Annotated in this window: 24 protein-coding genes; 8 read left to right on the top strand and 16 right to left on the bottom strand. The window is 70.2% G+C overall.

What is annotated here, in order from left to right:
* Positions 1-61: 61 nt before the first annotated feature.
* Genes WA670_RS29240 through WA670_RS29210 form a run of 7 tightly spaced genes read right to left on the bottom strand, consistent with a single transcriptional unit; the run spans position 62 to position 3150 of the window.
* Positions 62-694, bottom strand: coding sequence for a TetR/AcrR family transcriptional regulator (locus WA670_RS29240; RefSeq protein ID WP_275292263.1), 633 nt, complete (start codon positions 692-694; stop codon positions 62-64).
* A 34-nt stretch (positions 695-728) separates the two neighbouring features.
* Positions 729-1292: an alkaline shock response membrane anchor protein AmaP gene (locus WA670_RS29235; RefSeq protein WP_336159457.1), complete on the bottom strand. Its 564-nt coding sequence runs from the start codon at positions 1290-1292 to the stop codon at positions 729-731.
* Positions 1289-1816, bottom strand: coding sequence for a DUF6286 domain-containing protein (locus tag WA670_RS29230; RefSeq protein WP_336159456.1), 528 nt, complete (start codon positions 1814-1816; stop codon positions 1289-1291). Before WA670_RS29230 ends, WA670_RS29235 begins: the two co-directional genes overlap by 4 nt.
* Positions 1813-2181 carry an Asp23/Gls24 family envelope stress response protein gene (locus tag WA670_RS29225; RefSeq protein ID WP_336159455.1) on the bottom strand — a complete coding sequence of 123 codons (369 nt, stop codon included), beginning with the start codon at positions 2179-2181 and terminating at the stop codon, positions 1813-1815. Before WA670_RS29225 ends, WA670_RS29230 begins: the two co-directional genes overlap by 4 nt.
* Positions 2182-2184: 3 nt before the next feature.
* Entirely contained in the window at positions 2185-2361 is a 177-nt protein-coding gene (locus WA670_RS29220) for a hypothetical protein (protein ID WP_037812875.1), read from the bottom strand.
* Positions 2358-2675: a hypothetical protein gene (locus WA670_RS29215; protein ID WP_037812876.1), complete on the bottom strand. Its 318-nt coding sequence runs from the start codon at positions 2673-2675 to the stop codon at positions 2358-2360. The genes WA670_RS29220 and WA670_RS29215 overlap by 4 nt, the downstream gene beginning before the upstream one ends.
* 13 nt (positions 2676-2688) lie before the next feature.
* Positions 2689-3150: an Asp23/Gls24 family envelope stress response protein gene (locus WA670_RS29210; RefSeq protein ID WP_037812877.1), complete on the bottom strand. Its 462-nt coding sequence runs from the start codon at positions 3148-3150 to the stop codon at positions 2689-2691.
* A gap of 183 nt (positions 3151-3333) precedes the next feature.
* On the opposite strand from WA670_RS29210, the gene WA670_RS29205 reads away from it, so the two are divergent.
* Positions 3334-3543, top strand: coding sequence for a CsbD family protein (locus tag WA670_RS29205; RefSeq protein ID WP_037812879.1), 210 nt, complete (start codon positions 3334-3336; stop codon positions 3541-3543).
* A 139-nt stretch (positions 3544-3682) separates the two neighbouring features.
* Here WA670_RS29205 and WA670_RS29200 read toward each other — a convergent pair whose 3' ends face one another.
* From WA670_RS29200 to WA670_RS29180, 5 genes are all read right to left on the bottom strand, one after another.
* The gene (locus tag WA670_RS29200) at positions 3683-4543 is read right to left on the bottom strand and encodes an alpha/beta fold hydrolase (protein WP_275292260.1); all 861 of its coding nucleotides are present in this window, start codon (positions 4541-4543) and stop codon (positions 3683-3685) included.
* A 101-nt stretch (positions 4544-4644) separates the two neighbouring features.
* A complete protein-coding gene (locus tag WA670_RS29195) occupies positions 4645-6030 on the bottom strand; it encodes an MFS transporter (RefSeq protein ID WP_275292259.1) in 1386 nt (461 codons plus the stop codon).
* Positions 6031-6063: 33 nt separating this feature from the next.
* Positions 6064-7086 (bottom strand): ADP-ribosylglycohydrolase family protein, encoded by a 1023-nt coding sequence (locus WA670_RS29190; RefSeq protein WP_336159511.1) that lies wholly within the window; start codon positions 7084-7086, stop codon positions 6064-6066.
* A 14-nt stretch (positions 7087-7100) separates the two neighbouring features.
* Positions 7101-8036 (bottom strand): carbohydrate kinase family protein, encoded by a 936-nt coding sequence (locus WA670_RS29185; RefSeq protein ID WP_336159454.1) that lies wholly within the window; start codon positions 8034-8036, stop codon positions 7101-7103.
* On the bottom strand, positions 8033-8752 hold the full coding sequence (locus WA670_RS29180; RefSeq protein ID WP_037812885.1) for a GntR family transcriptional regulator: 720 nt from the start codon (positions 8750-8752) through the stop codon (positions 8033-8035). Before WA670_RS29180 ends, WA670_RS29185 begins: the two co-directional genes overlap by 4 nt.
* Positions 8753-8985: 233 nt before the next feature.
* On the opposite strand from WA670_RS29180, the gene WA670_RS29175 reads away from it, so the two are divergent.
* Entirely contained in the window at positions 8986-9570 is a 585-nt protein-coding gene (locus WA670_RS29175; protein ID WP_051728933.1) for a helix-turn-helix domain-containing protein, read from the top strand.
* A gap of 42 nt (positions 9571-9612) precedes the next feature.
* Here the strand turns inward: WA670_RS29175 and WA670_RS29170 are convergent, their stop codons facing one another.
* Entirely contained in the window at positions 9613-10779 is a 1167-nt protein-coding gene (locus tag WA670_RS29170) for an LLM class flavin-dependent oxidoreductase (RefSeq protein ID WP_134730083.1), read from the bottom strand.
* A gap of 196 nt (positions 10780-10975) precedes the next feature.
* Between WA670_RS29170 and WA670_RS29165 the strand changes: the two genes are divergently transcribed.
* The 6 genes from WA670_RS29165 to WA670_RS29140 all read left to right on the top strand — a co-directional run bounded on the left by WA670_RS29165 (position 10976) and on the right by WA670_RS29140 (position 15893).
* Entirely contained in the window at positions 10976-12343 is a 1368-nt protein-coding gene (locus tag WA670_RS29165) for a purine-cytosine permease family protein (RefSeq protein WP_037812889.1), read from the top strand.
* Entirely contained in the window at positions 12340-12747 is a 408-nt protein-coding gene (locus WA670_RS29160; protein WP_158714479.1) for a RidA family protein, read from the top strand. Before WA670_RS29165 ends, WA670_RS29160 begins: the two co-directional genes overlap by 4 nt.
* 12 nt (positions 12748-12759) lie before the next feature.
* The gene (locus WA670_RS29155; RefSeq protein WP_336159453.1) at positions 12760-13536 is read left to right on the top strand and encodes a creatininase family protein; all 777 of its coding nucleotides are present in this window, start codon (positions 12760-12762) and stop codon (positions 13534-13536) included.
* Between the two features lie 34 nt (positions 13537-13570).
* Positions 13571-14143 carry an NADPH-dependent FMN reductase gene (locus WA670_RS29150; protein ID WP_336159452.1) on the top strand — a complete coding sequence of 191 codons (573 nt, stop codon included), beginning with the start codon at positions 13571-13573 and terminating at the stop codon, positions 14141-14143.
* Positions 14140-14757 (top strand): 3,4-dihydroxy-2-butanone-4-phosphate synthase, encoded by a 618-nt coding sequence (locus tag WA670_RS29145; RefSeq protein ID WP_336159451.1) that lies wholly within the window; start codon positions 14140-14142, stop codon positions 14755-14757. The genes WA670_RS29150 and WA670_RS29145 overlap by 4 nt, the downstream gene beginning before the upstream one ends.
* A gap of 404 nt (positions 14758-15161) precedes the next feature.
* Complete coding sequence (locus WA670_RS29140; RefSeq protein ID WP_051728937.1) at positions 15162-15893, top strand: twin-arginine translocation signal domain-containing protein; 732 nt, start codon at positions 15162-15164, stop codon at positions 15891-15893.
* 825 nt (positions 15894-16718) lie between these two features.
* On the opposite strand, the gene WA670_RS29135 is transcribed toward WA670_RS29140, so the two are convergent.
* Genes WA670_RS29135 through WA670_RS29125 form a run of 3 tightly spaced genes read right to left on the bottom strand, consistent with a single transcriptional unit; the run spans position 16719 to position 19138 of the window.
* Entirely contained in the window at positions 16719-17399 is a 681-nt protein-coding gene (locus WA670_RS29135) for a winged helix-turn-helix transcriptional regulator (RefSeq protein WP_336159450.1), read from the bottom strand.
* A gap of 12 nt (positions 17400-17411) precedes the next feature.
* Complete coding sequence (locus tag WA670_RS29130; RefSeq protein WP_037812894.1) at positions 17412-17843, bottom strand: acyl-CoA thioesterase; 432 nt, start codon at positions 17841-17843, stop codon at positions 17412-17414.
* The gene (locus WA670_RS29125) at positions 17840-19138 is read right to left on the bottom strand and encodes a polyketide synthase dehydratase domain-containing protein (RefSeq protein ID WP_442893134.1); all 1299 of its coding nucleotides are present in this window, start codon (positions 19136-19138) and stop codon (positions 17840-17842) included. The genes WA670_RS29130 and WA670_RS29125 overlap by 4 nt, the downstream gene beginning before the upstream one ends.
* Positions 19139-19178: the final 40 nt, after the last annotated feature.

The following is a 19178-nucleotide window of genomic DNA, read 5'->3' as shown; positions in this document are numbered from 1 at the left end:
CGCAGGTGTCCTCGGAAGAATAAGGACGACACTGTGTCGAGTCAAGCGTCAAGCTGTTGATCTAGTCGCGCTCCAGCCCCAGCGCGTCGACCCACAGCCCGGTCACCACGTCGAGCAGCTGCGTCCGCTCGATGACGAACACCTTCTGCACAATCGCGCGGAAACACACCTGGTCGAGCTGCACCATCAGCAGTTCGACCCGCAGCCGCCGCTCCTCGCGCCGCGCCTGCGGGAACTGGACGAGGTACTCCTCGAGCCCGCCGGCCAGCTGGTCGATCTGGTCCTTCCACCGGGCCGCGACCTCGAGGTCGCTGGCCATCGCCTCGTGGATCGCGGGCAGCAGCGCCGCCTGGCTCTCCCACCAGGACAGCGCCCCGTCGAGCCAGGCGCGCACGCTCGCCGCCCTGCCCTCGGCGAGCGCCCGCCCGAGCAGCGACCAGTACTGCGCGCTCTGGTCCTCGCGGACCGCGCGGTAGACCTCGGTGAACACCTCGGCCTTGTTGGTGAAGTGCAGGTAGAACGTCGCCCGGTTGACCTTCGCCGCCTTGGCGATGTCGCCGATCGAGGCCTGTCCGTAGCCCCGTTCCTCGAACACCTGCCGCGCCGCGGTGATGATCCGCTGCCGCGTCATCCTCCGCTGCTCCTCGCGCACCGAAAGCAGCTCCGTCGATTCATTCGACACGTTGTCGCCCACGCGCAGATGGTAACGCCGGGGTCTCCCCTACCCCTCACCCGACACGGGACGCCGCCTTGCCGGTGAACCGGAACTCGATCGCGACCGGAATGTCCTTCAGCTCCAACGCTTCCTCGAGCCGCGGCAGGCTTTCTCCGGTGACGCGGCCGCGGATCTCGCCCAGATCCGCGTCCCGCTCGCACGTGAGGATCAGCGCCAGCGACGGCGTCTCCCGGGTTCCGGCGAGCGACGCGCTCGCCTTGTGCACACCGGGATGCCCGCGCAGTTCCTCGACGAACGGGGCCACCGCGTCGTCCGCGCGCAGTTCGGTGCGTCCGTAGGCGGGATCGGTTTCGAACCGCCACACTCCCGTGCGCGGCCGGTGCGCGAGCTGGGCCAGCAGCCAGCGCAGCGCGAGCAGCCCCGCCACGACGGCAGCCGCGGCGATCGCGTAGAACACCCAGGTGGGCGGCTCCGCGGTGCCCGGCACGAGCGGCGCCTCGGGATCGATGAGCCTGAGCACGCGGAAGTGCGTAGCCAGCCCGAATCCGCCCGCGGCGAGCAGCACCAGGCCGATCACCGCGAGCAGGAAGCGGTTGAGCGTGGCCGGGCGGTTCATGAGGCCTCCCTCGTCGCACGGACTCGCACCGACACGGCGGGCCGCCGGGCCGGCGAGATGTGGTCGAGCCGGGATTCGACGGCCGCGCGGACCGCGTCGGACAGTCCGTCCGTCCGGGTGCGGGCGGTCTTCACCCGCACCTTGACCTTGCGCGAACCGGTCGTGAGCCGCGCTTGCTCGACTCCGTCCACGTCCGCCGCTGCTGCGCGCAAGGCGGACCGGTAGCCCGTGGTGTCGGCCCCGGAATCCGGGTCTCCCGTCAGCGGGAGGATCCGGCGTTTGCCCGGCAGGAGCGCCGCCCACAGCAGCACCAGCCCGACCAGGGCGACCGCGGCTGAGATCAGCGCCGGGACGAGGTCGGTCCAGCGCGCGTTGTGGACCGCGGTCGCGACCGCGCGATAGTCCAGCCACGGCTGATTCCCGGTCAGCCGCTGGATGGCCGCGACAGCGACCAGGACGCACACCGCCAGCAGCACCGCGGCGGTCAGGCTCGCCGGAAGAGACCGGCGGGTTCGGCGTTTCACTCCACCCTCCTCTGTCCCGCGGCCTCGGTGTGCAAGGCCGTCACCGTGATGCCGACGCGGCGGACCGGCATCCCGGTCAGTTCCTCGACCCGCCCGCGCAGATGGCCGCGCACCCGCTCGGTGGTCGCCCCGACCGGAGCCGGGTATTCCAGCGAGATCCGCACGTCCAGCTCCACCTCGCCGCCCGCGATCCGCGCGGACGTCTTCGCCGACCGGTCCAGCGCCTCACCGCCGAGGCTGATGCCGAGCGTCCGCCCGGCGGCCCCGCCCACCCGGTCGATCTCGCCCGCCGCGTGGGCGGCCAGCCGCTCGACGGTGTGCTCGCTGATCGTGAGGGTCCCCCGCACCTCCGCTGCGACAGCCACGGCTCACCCCCGGTCGCGGCCGGTGAGCTGCGAGAGGTCGAGCTTGCCGTCGAGCAGGCGGCCGACGAGCAGTCCCGCCGCGCCCAGCACGAGGACCAGCAGGAACGCCCCGAACCCGCCGATCGCGGCGGCGAGGCCCAGCGCGAGGCCGGTGACCAGCCCCAATCCCGTTGCGTTCACGACACCGTCTCCTTCCGGTTTTCCGGCCCGGGTTCCCCCGCGGCCGGCACTTCGACGTCGGCGATCAGCACGTGCACCGGACGGCCGGGGGACGCGGCGGCCGCGCGCACCGCGGCCGCCACGTCGCCCGCCGAGAACGGGGCCCGGACCGTCACGCCGACGGTGACGTCCTCGTCGGTCACCCGGACTCCGCCCACCCGGCCGCCCGCCCCGAGCGTCGCGACCCGGCCGAACTCGCCGCCGTGCACGTCCGCCACCTCGGGCAGTTCGCGCACCGCGGCGGCGATCCGGCGGGCCTCCTCAAGCGGGTTCATCGGTCCCGTCCGCTCACTGCACCCGGCCGCTGTCGCCGGACGCGTCCTCCTCGTCGTCCGACGGCAGGTGCAGGTCGCCGACGTTGATGTTGACCTCGACCACCTCGAGCCCGGTCATCCCCTCCACCGCGCTGATCACGTTCCGCCGGATCGAGCGCGCGACCTCCGCGATCGACACGCCGTACTCGACCACGATCTGCAGGTCCACCGCGGCCTGCTTCTCCCCCACCTCGACCGAAACGCCCTGCCCGGCCGACGCCGTCGCGCCCGGGATCCGCTCGCGCAGCGCCGAAAACGCCCGCGCCGCGCCGCCGCCGAGGTCGTACACGCCGGGGATCTCCCGCGTGGCGAGCCCGGCGATCTTCTGCACCACCACGTCCGCGACGGTGGTCGTCCCCTGCGAACTGGTCAGCGGACCGGCGTTGACCTTCTCCACGTCCTGGGTCTTGGCCGCCGTGTCAGTCGTCGAAGCCATCGATTCTCCTCCAGTCGGTTCCCGTTGTTCAGTTCATCGGATCGACCCCGCCGCCGCGCAAAACTCACTCCCCGAACGAGTGGCGACGATCACATCATCGGGTGAGTGACGATTCGGGATCCGCGCTGTCGTTCACTCTGACGCATTCCCGCGTTCGTTGTTCGGCAATGAAGGAGGGCACTCATGTCGATGGGCGACAAGATCGGCGCCAAGGCAGACGACTTCGGCGGCAAGGCCAAGGAGGCCGCCGGTTCGCTGACCGGCGACGAGAAGCTGGAGAACGAAGGCAAAGCCGACCAGGCGAAGGCCGGGATCAAGGAAGCCGCCGAAAACGTGAAGGACGCTCTCGGCGACGCGGCGGGCAAAGTCAAGAACGCGCTGAAGAAAGACTGACTTTCTCCTCGAGAACGCGGGATTCCGGCACAAAGCCGGGGTCCCGCGTTCGCTTTCCGGGGATCAGTGAGCTTTCTCGGCAGCGGCGGCGGGCGGCCCCGTTGCGGCGATGCACTGCCGCCGGGCTGCGTGGCGGACCTCAACGCTGCAGCAGATTCGCCACCGCCGCGACGACCACGTCCGGCCGGTCGAGCGGGACGTCGTGAGAACTGCGCTCAGCAGTGACCAGTGTCCGGTTCGGCGCGGCGTGCGCGAAGTCCTGCTGCGCCCGCCGCCACAACTGCGCGTCCTCGGGAGTCGGAAACGGCGTCTCGGCGGACACGATCACGGCCGCCGGAATGCCGGACGGCCAGGTCAGCTTGTGATACGCCGCGTGCACCGGCCCGTAGCCGTCGGCTTGGGCGAGCAACTGGCGCGTCTGCCGGGTGGACGGCGCCTTCTTGAGCTCTTCCACTTGTCTCTCGTTCAACGCCACTAATTTGGCGGTCTCAGCCGGGGTGAAGAACTGTGGCAGATTAGCGTCCACGAACACCGCGCCCGCAACCCAGCGCGGATGGCTCCGGGCGAAGGAAAAGGCGACTTCGCCCGCCAGCGAATGCGACACGAGAAAGACGTTTTCCGTTACTCCCAGCTGCGTCAGCCCCGCGGCGAGATCGGCGGCGGCATTGTCCGCCCGCCACGGGCCGGGTGCCTCGTCGCTTTTGCCTTCCCCGGCCCGGTCGTAGGCGATCACCTCGGATCCGGTCTTCGCCGCGAGTTCCGGAACGACCTTGCGCCATTCCGAAGAATCCATCCCGCCGCCCGCGTCGAGCACAATCGCGGGCAACCGGCCCGGAGTCACGGAAAACGCCATCTTGCGGCCATTCACCGGGACCAAGTGCGGTCCGGCGGCCGGAGGATCGGCCGCACCAGCGCACGCAGCCGCGCCGCCGATCGCGACAACCGCCGCCACCAGGGCAGCGAGCCGCGCTTTTCCCTGCCGTACACCAGAATTCGTCACTGGATCCCCCTCCACGCGCCAAGAAACAACCCCAGCGTTGCGAAGAATCCAGTCGAACGCGATACCGCTGGCTGCCCAAGCGCAGTAGGGGCAACCCCACCTCAGTCGCCGAGCGGAAGAGAGCGTTCTCCAGCCGCCGCGCGCCGTTCGGCCAGGTCTTTCTCCACTGTCGGGTAGATCCGCTCCAGCCGGTACGCCCAGAACAGAATGATCAACAGCACGAACAACGCCATCGGCACATAAACGAACAACGCGTTGATCGCGGACAGCGCCGAATCCGGCTGCGTATGGTTCAAACCGTTGTAGCCCGCCGCGCCCATGACCCAGCCGAGCACCGCCGCGCCCAGCCCGTACCCGAGCTTCTGACCCATGCTGCCCGCGCTGTAGAGCACGCCCTCCAGCCGGCGGCCGTTCTTCCACTCGCCGTACTCGATGGTGTCGGGCAGCATGCCCCAGATCGCGCCGAAGATCGGGATCCGCCCGATGCCGCGGAGAACCGAACCGGCGACCGCCAGGGTCATGTCCGTCGGGTCGATCGCGATGACCAGGGAACCCGCCACGAAGATCGCGGCGCCGACGATCATCGGCGCGACCTTGCCGAACCGCTGGTAGACCGGCTGCATGAACAGCATCCCGAGCAGCGCCGGGATGTAGAGCAGGAAGGACATGAGCGCGGCGAACCCGGCGTTGCCCAGGAAGTACTGGGCGAAGTAGGCCGTCGCCCCGGTGTAAAGCGACTCCGCGACGCTGAACACGATGAAGATCGCGAACAGCAGCAGCCAGTAACGGTTCCGTCCCGCGAGCTTCAGCGATTCGGCGATCCCCGGCTGGTCCTTCGGCGGCGCGGTGTCGACGAGACGTTCCCGCGTGTTGCGGAAGGTGATGAAGAACAGCACCGCCGCGACCGCGCCGAACAGGCAGAACGTGATGATCCACGCCCGCTGGTCGTCGCCGAGCGCGCTCACCAGCGGCAGGGTGAGGACGGTGACGACCAGCGAGCCGAGGGTGGCGCCGAACATCCGGGTGACGTTGAGCCGGGACCGTTCGGTGAAGTCCCGCGTCATCCGGGTGTTCAGCGTTCCGTACGGGATCACCGCCGCGCTGAGGGCGATGTTCATCAGCGCGTAGGTGATCGCGATGTACACCAGCGTCGGTGCCGGGTCCATGCCCGGCACGGTGAACACGAGGATCAGCGCGACGGCGAACGGCCCGGCGGCCCACAGCACCCACGGACGCGCCTTGCCCCAGCGGGTCGAGGTCCGGTCGACGATCGCGCCCATCCCGACGTCGACCACGCCGTCGAACAGCCGCGCGACGAGCACGATCGTGCCGACCGCCGACGCCGCGGCCCCGATCACGTTGGTGTAGAAGAAAACCACGTAGGTGGCCAGCGCGCCCCAGGCGATGTTCGTGGCCAGGTCACCGCCTCCGAAGGAGAGGCGTTCCTTCCGGCTCACCGTGGCGAATTCTTCGCTTCGTGCGCTCATCGTCGAGCGTCCCTTCGGATCGGGGTGGGGAGATCAGTGCTGGGTCGCGGCCAGCAGTTCGTCGGCGAGCGCGGCCAGGTCGAGGTCGTTCGCGCGCTCCACCTCGGCGACGGCGGCCGGGTCGATCGCCTCGATGCCCCGGTACGCGCCGGCGATCGCGGCCGCCATGCAGCCGATGGTGTCGCTGTCCCCGCCCGCGTTGGCCGCGAGCCGCGCGACGCGCACCGGATCCCCGCCTGCGGCAACGAAGAACCCGAGCGCCGCCGGCACCGCTTCCGCGGCAGGCAGGCCGACGCCGATTTCTCCGGCGATCAGGTCGATGGCGTGCTCGTCGTCGCGAGCCGTGATGGCCAGCGCGACTGCCCGCTCGATCCGCCGCTCGACCGACGCGCCCGGCACGTCCCGGCCCTCGGTCCGGCCGAGTTCGGCACCCGCTCGCGCGCCGTCGACGGCCGCGCGGACGATGTCGACGATCTCCGCGCCGGGAGTGCAAGCCCGCGCGACGGCGGCGGCGATGGCCGCGGCGCCCGCGACGCCGGGCGGCGTGTTGTGGCTGGGCACGCAGGTGGTGAACGCGGTGCGGACGGCCGCCTCCGGGTCGCCGTGGTGGAACAGCCCGACCGGCCCGACCCGCATCGCGGCCCCGTTGCTGGCGCCCTGGGTCATGATCGTCCCGGTCCGGCCGACCTCGCGCGGGTCCTCGCCGCGTTCCAGCCGGGCGATCGCCTCGCGGGTGGTCGGGCCGGCGAAGTGCGGGAAGTAGTTCTCGTTCTTCGACCATTCGATCAGCAGCCGCGCCATGTCGTCGGGGCTCAGCGCGGCTCCGGTGCGGGCGAGCAGCCGGGTCAGCAGGATCATCTGGCTGGAGTCGTCGGTGATCTGCGCGGCGGCGCGCCCCTTGGCGTAAGGCGCGCCGGGAAGCGGGGCGTGGAACTCGGTGACGTAGCCGCCGAACGCGGCGCGGATCTGGTCCCGGCTCAGTTCCTCGGTCGGCGCGCCGAGCGCGTCGGCCAGGCAGGCCGCGGCGAGACTGCCGTGGATCTGGGAACGCAGCACAGAATTCAACTCGGTTACCTCTCAGTCGTGATCGTGATCAAGTCGTCTGGCCACCCGCCGCGCTGCGAGCCGGACAGATAGGTGCGGCCGCCGACAGCGGTCACGCACCGGGTCGCCTGGGCCACCGCCCGGCGAAGGCTTTCGGACACTCCGGCCCCGGCCAGCAACGCGCCCAGGAACGCCCCGGCCAGCGCGTCACCGGCCCCGGTCGTGTCGACGGCGGTCACCTCGCCGGTCAACCGCGCGCGATGCACCACCCCGTCTCGGTCCACAGTGGACGCTCCGTGCGCGCCTTCGCTGAGGACAACAAGTTCCGCGCCGAGCCGGATCACCCGCTCGGCCGCTTCCCGCGGGGTGGCAGCGAGTTTGGCCGCCGAGGCGGCGTTGAGGAAGACGATGTCGCTGAGCCCGAGCAGCCGCGCGAGCTCAGGCTGGTCCGGCTCGAACGCGTCCGGTTCGAGATCGACGGCGACCCGCGCCCCACGCTCCCGGCCGAGTTCGGCGACGGCGGCCGCCCACTCGAGATCGTCGGCCAGCGGAGCCACGATGTCCGCCCCTGCCAAGACCGACGCGTCGATCTCCTCGATCGCCGGAATCTTGATCCCGGTGTCCGCGCCGGTCAGCGCCTTCTCGCCGCTCGCGTCGAGCTGGACGAAACACATCCAGGTCGGACGCTCGAGGTCGCGCAGCGAATGCTCGAGCGACACCCCGAGCCTGCGGAGTTCGGCCAGCGCAGCGTCAGTGTCCGGCCCCGCTCCGGTCTTCGTGATCAGGTCGACCGCGATGCCGTGCCGCGCGGCCGCGGCGGCGAGGTTGGCGCTCATCCCGCCGCCGTAGACGCCGGACAGGGAGCCGATGGCCTTGTTGTCGTTGCCCGCGATGTGCGGGACCTGGACGAAGTAGTCGATGCTCGCGTCCCCCACGACGACGAGCCGCGGCCCGGCGCTCATCGCTCGCTTCTGAGGTCGATGTCGAGGTGGTAGCGATCGCCGCGCAGGATGTAGCGGGTGAACTCCACCGGCCGCTGATCAGCGCCGAACGACGTGCGCTCGCGGAGCATCGCCGCGACCCCGGGCTCGACCTGGAGCCGTTCGGCCTCCGCCGCGGAGAGATTGACGGCGCTGACCCGCTCCCGCGCATGCGTGGGCTGCGCGTCGCGGCCGGAGAGGAACGCGTACAGCGAATCCCCGGTGAACTCGGCGAAGTCGATCCCGGGCTGGGGCGAAAGATAATGGTCGAGGAAGACGAACGGATCGTCGCCGATCCAGTACCGCCGCTCGATGTGGCTCACCGTGTCGCCGGTTTCGAGGTCGAGCGCCTTGGCAACCGCTTCGGCGGCGGGTTCTTCGGCATTGCTGAGCAACTCGGGCCGGATCGCGAAACCGCGCTGCCGCAGCTCGCGCCCCAGACCGAGCATCGGGCTCATCGCCCGAATCTCGTTCGACGCGACGATGCTGCCGCGACCATGGAACCGCTCCACGAGCCCGAGCCGCTGCAACTCCTGAAAGGCACGCCGGACGGACGTCTGGGACACCCCGTACTGCGCCCGCAACTGACTCTCCGACGGCAGCCAGTCCCCCGGCTTCAGCCTGCCGCTGAGGATGTCGCGCTGGATCTCGCTCTGAATCGTGCGATAAAGCGGCGCACGGCTGGGTCGACCGGTCATGCAACTTAGTGTACTAAGTGTGTCAACTAGGCTCCCGCTTCACCCGAGGCACCCAGGCCCCGACGTCCGTGAAGGGCTCCTTGAGGGAATCTGATTCCCTCAAGGAGCCCTTCACGGATCTCTGCCCCAGCCGCGGGCGCTACCCGCGATTCCCGCGCGCTTTCCCTTGCACATCGCCCCGTCCCCCTCCAACGTCCACTTCGGAACACCCCAGCTCCGGTATAGTCGGGCCAATGCGAACCCCTCCCTCCCCCGATTCCGGCGCTGCGCCCGATCCCGCGCAGCTGCTCGGGGCAAGGGTGCGCGAGCTGCGGCGCGGCCGAGGGCTCACCCTGAAGCAGGTCGGCGAGGTTTCCCGTCTCTCGCACGCTTTTCTCAGCCAGTTCGAGCGCGGGCTGGCCGCCGCGAGCGTCAGCACGTTGCAGCGGATCGCGGTCGCGCTGGACACCACGGTGTCGGCGCTGCTCGCGGGTCCCGCCGAACAGGGCGTGGGATTGCTGCGCGCCGACGAGGGAATGGTGATGCCGGGGGCCGAAATCCCGACCGGGTCCACGGCGCGGGCGTTGTCCAGGGCGGGGTTTCCGGTGCAGCCCATCGAATACACCGGCGGCCCGGCGGAGTTCGGCGAGTATTTCGAGCACGTCGGGCAGGAGATGCTGTACGTCGTCACCGGGCGGATCGAGCTGGATTTCGCCGACGGGCGCCGCGAGCAGCTGGGCGAGGCCGACGTGGCCACCTACCCCGGGTCGCGGCCGCATCGCTGGCGCAGACTGGGCGACGAACCGGTCCGGGTCCTGCTGATCAACGCCGGGGAATGACCGCGCGGCCGGGAGAAGCCGCGCGGTCCGGAAAAGCCAGGCTCAGCGCAGCAGCGGCACGACCTGCTCGCTGAAGCGCCGCATCTGCTCGGCGGCCATGTCGTAGGTGTGCCCGGGGAAATGCGGGAACACCACGAGCTGTTCGAGGCCGAGCGTGTCCTTGTGGTGCTGCACGATCTCCGCGACCTCTTCCGGCGTGCCGACCGCCCAGCACTTCTGCCGCGTGGACTGCTCCAGCGTCGGCACCAGCCCGGCCGGGGCCCGGTTGCCGTCGTCGCCGCGGTAGCCGCTGCTCCAGCCGAACGGGGCGAGCAGGTTCCAGAACTCGTCGTGCCCGATCCGCCCGGTGCGCCAGGCCTCCTCGTGGGTGTCGGCGATGTGCACCGGCAGCACCAGAATGCGGTTCTGCCCCGGGGCCAGCCGGGTGCCGTGGCGCTGTTCGTACAGTTCGGCGTAACGCTCCCACTGCTCGCGGATGTATCCGTGGTACTGGTTCCACCAGACACAGCCGTGGCCCACCTCGGCCGCGTAGTCCAAAGTGGGCGGACTGGTGACCGCCTGCCAGATCTCGACGGGATGCAGCGGGCCCGGCACCAGCGTCAGGGTGTCCGCGTCGTGGTCGGGGTCGCGGTTGTCCGGCGGCGGCAGTTCGAAGAACTTCCCGTTGTACGAGAAGGTTTCCTGGCTCAACGCGGTGCGCACGATGTCCATGTACTCCGCGAACACCTCGCGGTTGTGCGCGTCGATGACCTTGCGTTCCTCGCTGGACGTCATCACGCCGATGTCCGCCTGATGCGCGGTGAGGCTGCGCAATTCGCGCGACACCGTGCCCCGGCCGACGCCGAGCACCGCCCGTCCGCCGGAGAGGTTGAGCAGGCTGCTGAAATCCTCGGCCAGCCGCAGCGGATTCCACTGCGGGACGATGCTGAACATCGACCCCAGCCGGATCCGCGACGTTCGCGCGGCCAGATGCGCTTCGAGCAGCATCGCGTTGGGCACGACCTCGTAGCCCTCGTGCTGGAAATGGTGCTCGGCCAGCCAATAGCTGTCGTACCCCAGCTCCTCGGCCAGCTCGCCCATCCCGACCAGCCGCTCGTGCGCGTGCCACACCTGCTCGCGGGTGGCGCGGCGGCGCGCGGCGGGCACCGGGTTCCCGGCCAGCACGTCCGGCATCTCGACCGAGCCGAAGAAAAACACTCCGTGCCGCACAGCGCCTCCATCCCGCCCGGGCTCGGCCGGGTCGTCCGCAAAAGTGTAAGTAATATCAACACTGTGCGGCGCGACCTGCGGGGTGTCAAGCCCCAAGCAGCCTCTTGACATCTCGGGAAGCCGCAGCGCAGGCTGTGGCATCCGTGTTACCTATACCAACACTTCCGCCGCAGGGGGCTCTTCCGCTGGAGGACAGATGGTCAAAGACGCCCAGGCAGTCCGCCCACCCGCCGTGTCCGTCGAGCACCACGGCATCGAAAGGATTCCCGACGACCAGCGCCACGGTTCGCCGCGCTCCGCCTTTTCCCTGTGGTTCGCGGGAAATCTGCAGTACTCGGCGCTCGCGGTCGGCGCCATTCCCACCGCGTTCCTCGGCCTCGGGTTCGGCGAAGCCGTCCTCTCGCTGGCCATCGGCATCCTGATCGGCAGCGTGCTGCTGGGCTTCGCCGCCTCGATGGGGCCGCGCGCCGGCGTGCCGCAGATGATCCAGTCGCGGATTCCGTTCGGCTACTACGGCAATTTCCTGCCGGTGCTGCTCCTGTGCCTGACCGGTCTCGGCTACTTCGCGGTCAACACCGTGCTCGGCGCCTACATCGTCCGCGAACTGTTCGGGCTGCCGTTCCTGGTTTCGCTCGTCGCGGTGGCGGCGGTGCAGATCGTCATCGCGATCGTCGGGCACGATCTGGTGCACCAGGCCGAACGTTTCCTCGCGATCGTCGCGTCCGTGCTCTTCGTGATCCTCACCTGGTACGGCCTGGCGAAAGGCGATCTCGCCGCGTCCGGCGACGTCCTGCACCGCGGCGCGGGCGGGGTCGCCGGAGGCATGCTGACCACCGTCGCGCTCGCTTCGACCCGGACGTTCGGCTGGTCGATCGGCGGCTCGGACTACACGCGTTACCTGCCGCGCGACACGTCCCGGCGGCGCGTGCTGCTCGCGGCGTTCTCCGGCGCGTCGCTGGCCGGGCTGTGGATGGCGGTCGTCGGCGCGGCGATCGGCACCGTGATCACTGTGGACAGTCCGACCGACCTGGTGGCGAAGCTGATCCCGGCCGGCCTCGCCGCCGTGATCCTGGTGGCGCTGCTCGCGGCTTCGATCTCCGGCAGCGTCCTGGACATCTACACCGCTTCGCTCGGCCTGCTGATGGTCGGCGCGAAGGTGCGCCGCTGGATCTCCGCGATCATCATCGGCGTACTGGGCACCGCGGTCGGCTTCATCGCCGGGCACAACGCCGGATCGGTCTTCGGCACCTTCCAGAATTTCCTGTTCCTGATGGGTTACTGGATCGGCCCCTGGCTCGGGATCGTCGTCGTGGACGCAGTGGTCTTCGGCCGCCAGGAGATCGATCCGCAACGGTATTTCGACCGCACCCGGCGGTTCCGCCCCGGCCTGGCGGCGTTCGTGATCGCCATCGCGGTCTCCGTGCCGTTCATGGACCAAAGCCTTTACACCGGCGTTTTCGCGGCCCGCTTCCCGCAGTTCGGCGACCTCACCCCGTGGGTCGCGGGCGCGGTCGCCGCCGTGGCCTACTACCTCATCCGACGCTACCGGAAGGCCGACGAGTGACGAAACAAGCGCTTGGCCCCTTGAAATACGGCACCACGGTCATGCCCTGGGGCAGAGGAGCCGCGGCGGGCGGCTTCGTCTTCCTCAGCGGAATCGACGGCGTCACCGACGAGCACGGCCGGCCCGCCCACGGCGTCGCCGCGCAGGCTCTGGTCACGCTCAACCGGGTGCACCGGCTGCTCGCCGACGCGGGCGCGGAGTTCGAGGACATCGTGCAGTTCGACCAGTTCCTCGCCGATCCCGCCGACCGCGCGGAGTACATGCGGGTGCGCGACGAATGGCTGGCCGAGCACGCGCCGAAGCTGCTGTCCGAGCGTTCGTACGCGTCGCTGCTGATCTATCCCCCGCTGGCCACCCCCGAGATGCGGGTGGAAATCCGGGTCGTCGCCTATCTGGGTGCTTGAAGGAGATTCCCTATGGCTTCACGGTTTTTCGCCGAGCTTCGCGCGTCGCAGGTCAAGGCTGCCTGCGGCCCGTCCTCGGTCGCGGTGCTGCCCGTCGGCGCCATCGAACAGCACGGCCCGCACCTCCCGCTGGCCACCGACGCGCTCGTCGCCGAAGCGGTGTCGAAGGAAGTCGTTGCCACGCACGACGAAGACCTCTGGCTGCTGCCGACGCTCAGCTACGGCCGCTCCGTCGAACACACCTGGGCGGCGGGCACCCTGTCCCTGTCCACCGCGACCTTCGCCGCGGTGCTCGACGACATCGGACGTTCGGTCGCCGCCGCGGGCATCCGCCGGATCGTCCTGGTGAACGGCCACGGCGGGAACGTGTCCGAAATCCAAACCGCGCTGCGCGATCTGCGCTTGGCCTACGGTCTCCTGACGTTCAGTATCAACGTCTTCCTCCCCGAGGAGCACGACCCGGCTTGGGCCGCGAGCGAAACCGGTCTCGGAATCCACGGCGGGGCCGCGGAAACGTCCCTGATGCTGCATCTGCGCCCCGACCTGGTCGACCTCTCCGCGGCGGAACGGCGGATCCCCGAGCAGATGGCCGACAACGTCCACGCCCGCTTCGGCGGCAGCGTCGCTTTCGGCTGGCTGGCCAACGATTTCGGCCCCGAGGGCTATCTCGGCGACCCGACCCTGGCCAGCGCCGAAGCGGGCGCGAGCGGGTTCAAGTCGATGGTCGCGACCTTGGGCCACCAGCTCGCGGAAGTCGTCCGCTTCGATTTCCCCGACTCCGCCCGATGACTCAGCCCCTCTCGCCGCAGGAAGCCGGTTCGCCATGCATACACCCCTGATCGTCGGCATCGGCGGCACTGTCCGCCCCGACTCCTCCTCCGAACGAGCCCTCCGCACAGTGCTCGACAACGTGCGGGCACACGGGGCCCGCACCGAACTGTTCACCGCGCGCGAGCTCGATTTCGCCATGTACGAACCGGATCTCGCACACCGCTCCCCGTCCGCGACCGCGTTCCTCGACGCCGTCCGCCGCGCCGACGGCGTGCTGATCTCGACGCCCGGATACCACGGCGGATTGTCCGGCCTGCTCAAGAACGCGCTGGACTACCTCCAGGACCTCGCCGACGACGACCGCCCTTACCTGCACGGACGCGCCGTCGGCTGCATCGTCAGCGCGTACGGGCCACAAGCCGGGGTCACGACGCTGACGTCGCTGCGCTCGACCGTGCACGCCCTGCGCGGCTGGCCGACCCCGCTCGGCGTCGTGGTCGACTCGACGAACCAGCCGTTCTCCGCCAACGGCCACGTCACCGACCGGAAACTCGCCGCCCAGCTCGCGACCGTCGCCGAGCAGGTCGCCCGGTTCGCGACCGCAGAGATCCGGACGGTCGCATGACGCTCTCGCTCGACGCACGCCCCGTCGACGCCGCCCTCGACGCGCTATCGGCCGGACAGCCGATCGTGCTCACCACCCCCGGCGACCCGGCCCTCGTCCTGCCCGCGGCGGAGGCCTCCACGGCGGCGCTGGCGTTCGTCATCCGGCACTCGTCCGGACTGGTCGGCGTCGCCCTGCCCGGCGACCGGTGCGACGCACTCGAACTGCCGCCGATGCGACCGACCTTCCGCCACGACGGCGGCCCTGGCTGGTGCGTCGCGGTCGACGCCGCGACGGGCGTCACCACCGGGATTTCCGCCGCGGACCGGGCCGAGACGATCCGCCGCCTCGCCGACCGCGCGACCCGGCCGGACGACCTCAACCGGCCCGGGCACGTGCTGCCGTACGCCACCCGTCCGCACGGGGTTTTCGGGATCCCCGAAGCGGGGGTCGACCTGTGCCAGCGAGCCGGACTGCCCGCTGCGGCCGCTTTTGCCGCACTGGTCAGTCCGGAAGATCCGACGCGGATGGCTGGGGCGGACGAGGCAGTTGTCTTCGCCGCCGTGCACGGGTTGGCAGTGCTCGATTCGGCCGATGTTCTCGGGAATGGCTCGGGCGATCTCCGATCCGGATGAAGGCCCTTGAGCGAGTTCGGCACCGCGCTGCTAGGGCCGCGGCGCAGCCACTCCGAGGCTTGACTGCGCTCCCGTCGGTGTTGCCCACGCCACGAGTCCCGGCGCAGGTACCGGCCCGCGCCGCCGAGCGTCCTTTGTGGACGGGATCTGAACCGGATTCGCCTTGGCAGAAGCGTTCTCGTCCGCATTCCGGGGAGATCGTCGCGGAGGTCCGGCGAGCGACACCCGACCTGATGACCGGGGTCGCCTGTCCGGCTGGCGGGGTCCCCCGGGTCCGGTCGCCGTGGGTCATCGGCGGCGGACACGACCGGGTCGATCTTGCTCCGGACCCTGGTCGCACGAGCGGGCACTACCTTAAATTCAAGCGAGCCAGAGTCTTCGAAACGCACTCGCGGAGGTAGAGGATGCCTGCTCCGAACGACGAGAAACCCGACCGGCAAGGTTCCGGCAAGGACCGGCGGGACTTCCTGAAGGGGGCCGCCGCCGCGGCCGCGCTGGGGGTGGGCGGGGTCGCGGCCGGCGGCTTGCTGGGCGGGCAGCAGGCCCAGGCCTTCCCGCAGCAGACCGGGCTGCCACCTATCGGGGCGGAGATCCCGTGCAGCTGCTTGGCGATCAACACGCCGCTGCAGATCCGGACAGCCCTGGTCAGCGTCGACTTCCGCGGTGGGATCAAAGTGCGGGTCGACGTGAACCCGGACGACCCGGTCAACTCGGTGCGACTGCGGGTCGTCGGCCACCGCGTGACGGCCGAACTCCCCGGCGGCGACAGCGCGGAGCAGGGCGGCGGCACGATCACGATCGAACAGAACGACGTCGACGTGGACGCCAAGAGCCTGCTCAAGCTCACGCAGAAGTTCCCGCCGCGCTACGAGCAGGTCATGGTGCTGAGCTTCACCATGACGATCGACCAGCCAGACGGCCTCCTGCGCCGGGCGGGCATCCGGTCCCGGAAGGCGTACGAGCCGCTGGTGCTGACCACGAAGGAACCGGGGATGCTCGTCGGACAGCTGACCCAGTTCCCGCCGCGCGGGGACCTGTACCAGCTGCAGAACCCGATCGACCTGGTCCTCCCGGACGACCCGGACACGACGATCGCGTCGATCCAGAAATTCCCGGTGAAGGTGGGCGGCCTCTGACGCCCCTCGGGATATCCGGCTCGCGGCCCGGTTCGCCCTTGCGAGGGCGGGCCGGGCCGCTTCGCGAGTTCTGGGACGACGGGGCGACGGCAGCGCCCTTGCCCTGCAAAGTGGGCCGGGCGGCCTGGCAGGGACAGCGGCAACGGCGGCGCGCTTGCCTGCAGAACGCGCCAGGCCGCCCAGCAAGTACTGGGGCGGCGGCGCGCTAGCCCTGCACGGCGGGCCGAGCCGCCTCGCGAACTCTGCAGCGACCGGGCGACGACAGCGCATTTCCCTGCAACGCGGGCCGGACAGCCAGTCGTGAGACAGCGGGGCAACGGCGGCGCGCCTGCCCGCAGAACGCGGCGGGCCGCCCCGCAAGTGCTGGAGCGGCGTGCTAGCCCTGCACGGCAGGCCGGGCCACCTCGCGAACTCTGCAGCGACCGGGCGACGACAGCGCCCTTGCCCCGCACAGCAGGCCAGGCTGCCAGTCCTGGGCCAGCGGGCAATGGCGGCGCACTTGCCTACAGGACGCGCCGCCGCCGCGCAGGTGCTGGGGCGGCGGCCCGGCCCCGCACGCCGGGCCGGGCCACCTCGCGAACTCTGCAGCGACCGGGCGACGACAGCGCCCTTGCCCCGCACAGCAGGCCGGGCCGCCAGTCCTGGGACAGCGGGCAACGGTGGCGCGCTTGCCCTGCAGCGGCCGGGCCGCTTCGCGAGTTCGGGGCGGCGGCACGCTTGCCGTGCGGGGCGGTTCTCGTGGGCGGCGATTCCGGTGAGAACCGGCATTGCCGCTCACCAGCCACCTGCTCGCCGGTCATCCCGTCGGCGAGTTCGCCGCCCAGATCACCCGTCCGCGCGCGCAGCGGGTCGTGCCATCAGCCCCAGTACCGTCGAGCAGCGGACTACCGCGTCGGGGTCGCCGGAGAACGTCAGTTTTCCCGTCGCCAGCGCCTCGAATGGGCCGAGCGCGCCGGTGCCGATGCGGACGAATGTTGTCGCGTCGGTGCGGATGCTCAGCACCGGGGTTTCGGCGGGGCCGCGTGCCGTGGTGAGTGCGCCGTGGTCGACGGTCAGGTGGAAGGTTTCGTCGTCCACCTGGAATTCGTACGTTTCCGAGACCTCCGGCAGCCGGCTGGCGTCCGCCATCGACTGGACGGCCAGCAGTGCCCAGTGCGGGCGGGTGACCATGTCCGTGCTCGGTTCGCCCAGCAGGCCGATGCCCCATTTCGACAGCGCCAGCACCGGTTCCCGCAGTCGTTCGCCCAGCGGGCCGAGCCGGTAGGCGTGTCCGGCGCCGGTTTCGGAGCGTTCGACGATTCCGGCGCCGCTCAGCTTCTTCAGCCGGTCCGCGAGGAGGTTGGTGCCGATGCCGGGCAGGTCCGCGAGCAGTTCGGTGTAGCGGCGCGGGCCGAGCAGCAGTTCGCGCACGATGAGCAGCGTCCAGCGTTCGCCGACGGTGTCGAGGGCGGCGGCGAGCCCGCAGTACTGGCGGTACTGGCGTTCTCCTCGGGCGGTGGTCGTCACCAGCCCAGTTTACTACGCGATTTTCAAGTACGGCGTCAGGGCCGTCCGGAGCTGCTCGGGGACCGGGACTGGTTCGAGTCCGGCGGGGCCGCGGGTCATGCAGGCGACCGACTGGTGCCCGCGCGCCACCAGCTGCGGCACCGCGACCTCGGTCCGGTAGTAGTCGAACGCCATCGCCACCCGGTGGCCCTCGAGTTCGGTCAGGGTCATGCGCAGTTCGACGACGTCCCCGGCGGTCAGTTCGCCGAAGTACTCGCAGCCGCAGCCGGTGGTGACCACGGCGAAGCCGTCGGTGAGCGAGGCGAGGACGTCCGGGGCGTGTTCGGCGAGGAACCGTTCCCGGCAATGTCCTTGCCAACGAACGTAATGCGCGAAGTAGACGTTGCCGACGAGGTTGGTCTCCTCCAACGTGACGGGATGGCGGTATCGGTAGGCGGGGGTCATGCGATGCCGACCGTGAGCAGAGCGATCGCGACTGGCAGCGGGTAACCGTCCACAGTGAACACTGCGGAGGCGATCCGCGCGCGGCCCGCGGCGAGGACGAGCCAGCCTCCGTCATACGCTCCGGAAAACCTTGCCTCCGAAGGACTCGTGCTCACCTGGGTCAGGCACCGCGTCACTGTCGAGACTCGCGCGGCCAGGCGTTCAGGCGACTCGTCGCACGGGCCTGAGAGCACGCGGAGCAGCCTGGGGTCTGGTGGTTCGTGTGGTTCCACGAATTCCCAGGCACAGGCGGCCGGGCAGGAGCTGTCGGCAGCCACGCTGAACGGTTCGCCGATCGATATGCGCAGCGACGGATCGAGTCCGAGCGCCACCGCTGTCCGCGTGATCGCCACGGACAACAAGGACGCGGGCCACGGCCGGTCGTCGGGCAGTGAGCCGGTGTCGGCCAGGCGTAAGCCGGTCCAGCGGACGGCGGTGCGGCCGTCCGCGTCAGTCGCCGCGACGTTCCAGGTGTAGCGGCCGTCCGCGGCGTCTTGTTCGGTGCCGCGGAGTTGCCACGGGCCTGCCGCGCGCGGGTCGAAGTCGACGCGGTCGCAGGCGACGGGCAACAGCCGACGCGTCGGGACGCAGGCTTGGAGGACGTGCACGGTGGCGTCGTGGGCGGCCGGGTCGCCGAGTACCGAGGCGAACCAGGGCTCGTCGTTCGGGGTGATCGTGGCCAGGCAGGACCACGGGTCCGGGACGGCTGCCGAGGTGACCCGGCGGAACTGTCCTTTGTGGAACAGAAGCCGGTCGTACAGTTCGGTCGGCTCGATGCGGCCGTGGTCGGGGACGACCGGCGGCGCAGTGTTTTCGCTGGTAGACAAGGGGAAAGTGGCAGTGAAGTGGTCTGCCTGGAAGGCGGATTCGGCACAGCGCAACACGGTGGTGATCACGTCGCCGTCCCGCAGCGCGCAGACTCGGACGACGTGCTCGCCGGTGTCGGGAATGATGACCGGCCGGTCGAACTTGACGTCGCACGCGGTTGTCAAGGCCCGACCAGCGACCACGGAAGCGGCCTGCGCCATGGCTTCCAGCCCGACGACGGCGGGCAGCAGGGCTGCTCCGTCGATCCGGTGACCGTCCAGCCACGGATCGGTGCGCAGGGAAAGCGACGCAAGCGGGGTCCGGTCCGCTGACCGCGATGACGTCGAATTCCGGAGTCGGCCGATCCGCCACCGACGACCGCACCGGTCGGGTCCGCGCCGGAGAGCCCAGCACGACGTGGGTGTTGATGCCGCCGAACCCCATCGCACTCACCCCGGCGAACCGGCGGCCCTCCGGCCAGGGCTCCGC

Source organism: Amycolatopsis sp. VC5-11, from assembly GCF_037034185.1.
Taxonomy (GTDB): domain Bacteria; phylum Actinomycetota; class Actinomycetes; order Mycobacteriales; family Pseudonocardiaceae; genus Amycolatopsis; species Amycolatopsis nivea.
The sequence above is the reverse complement of the archived record's forward strand: the minus strand, read 5'-3'. Positions and strand labels throughout refer to the sequence as shown.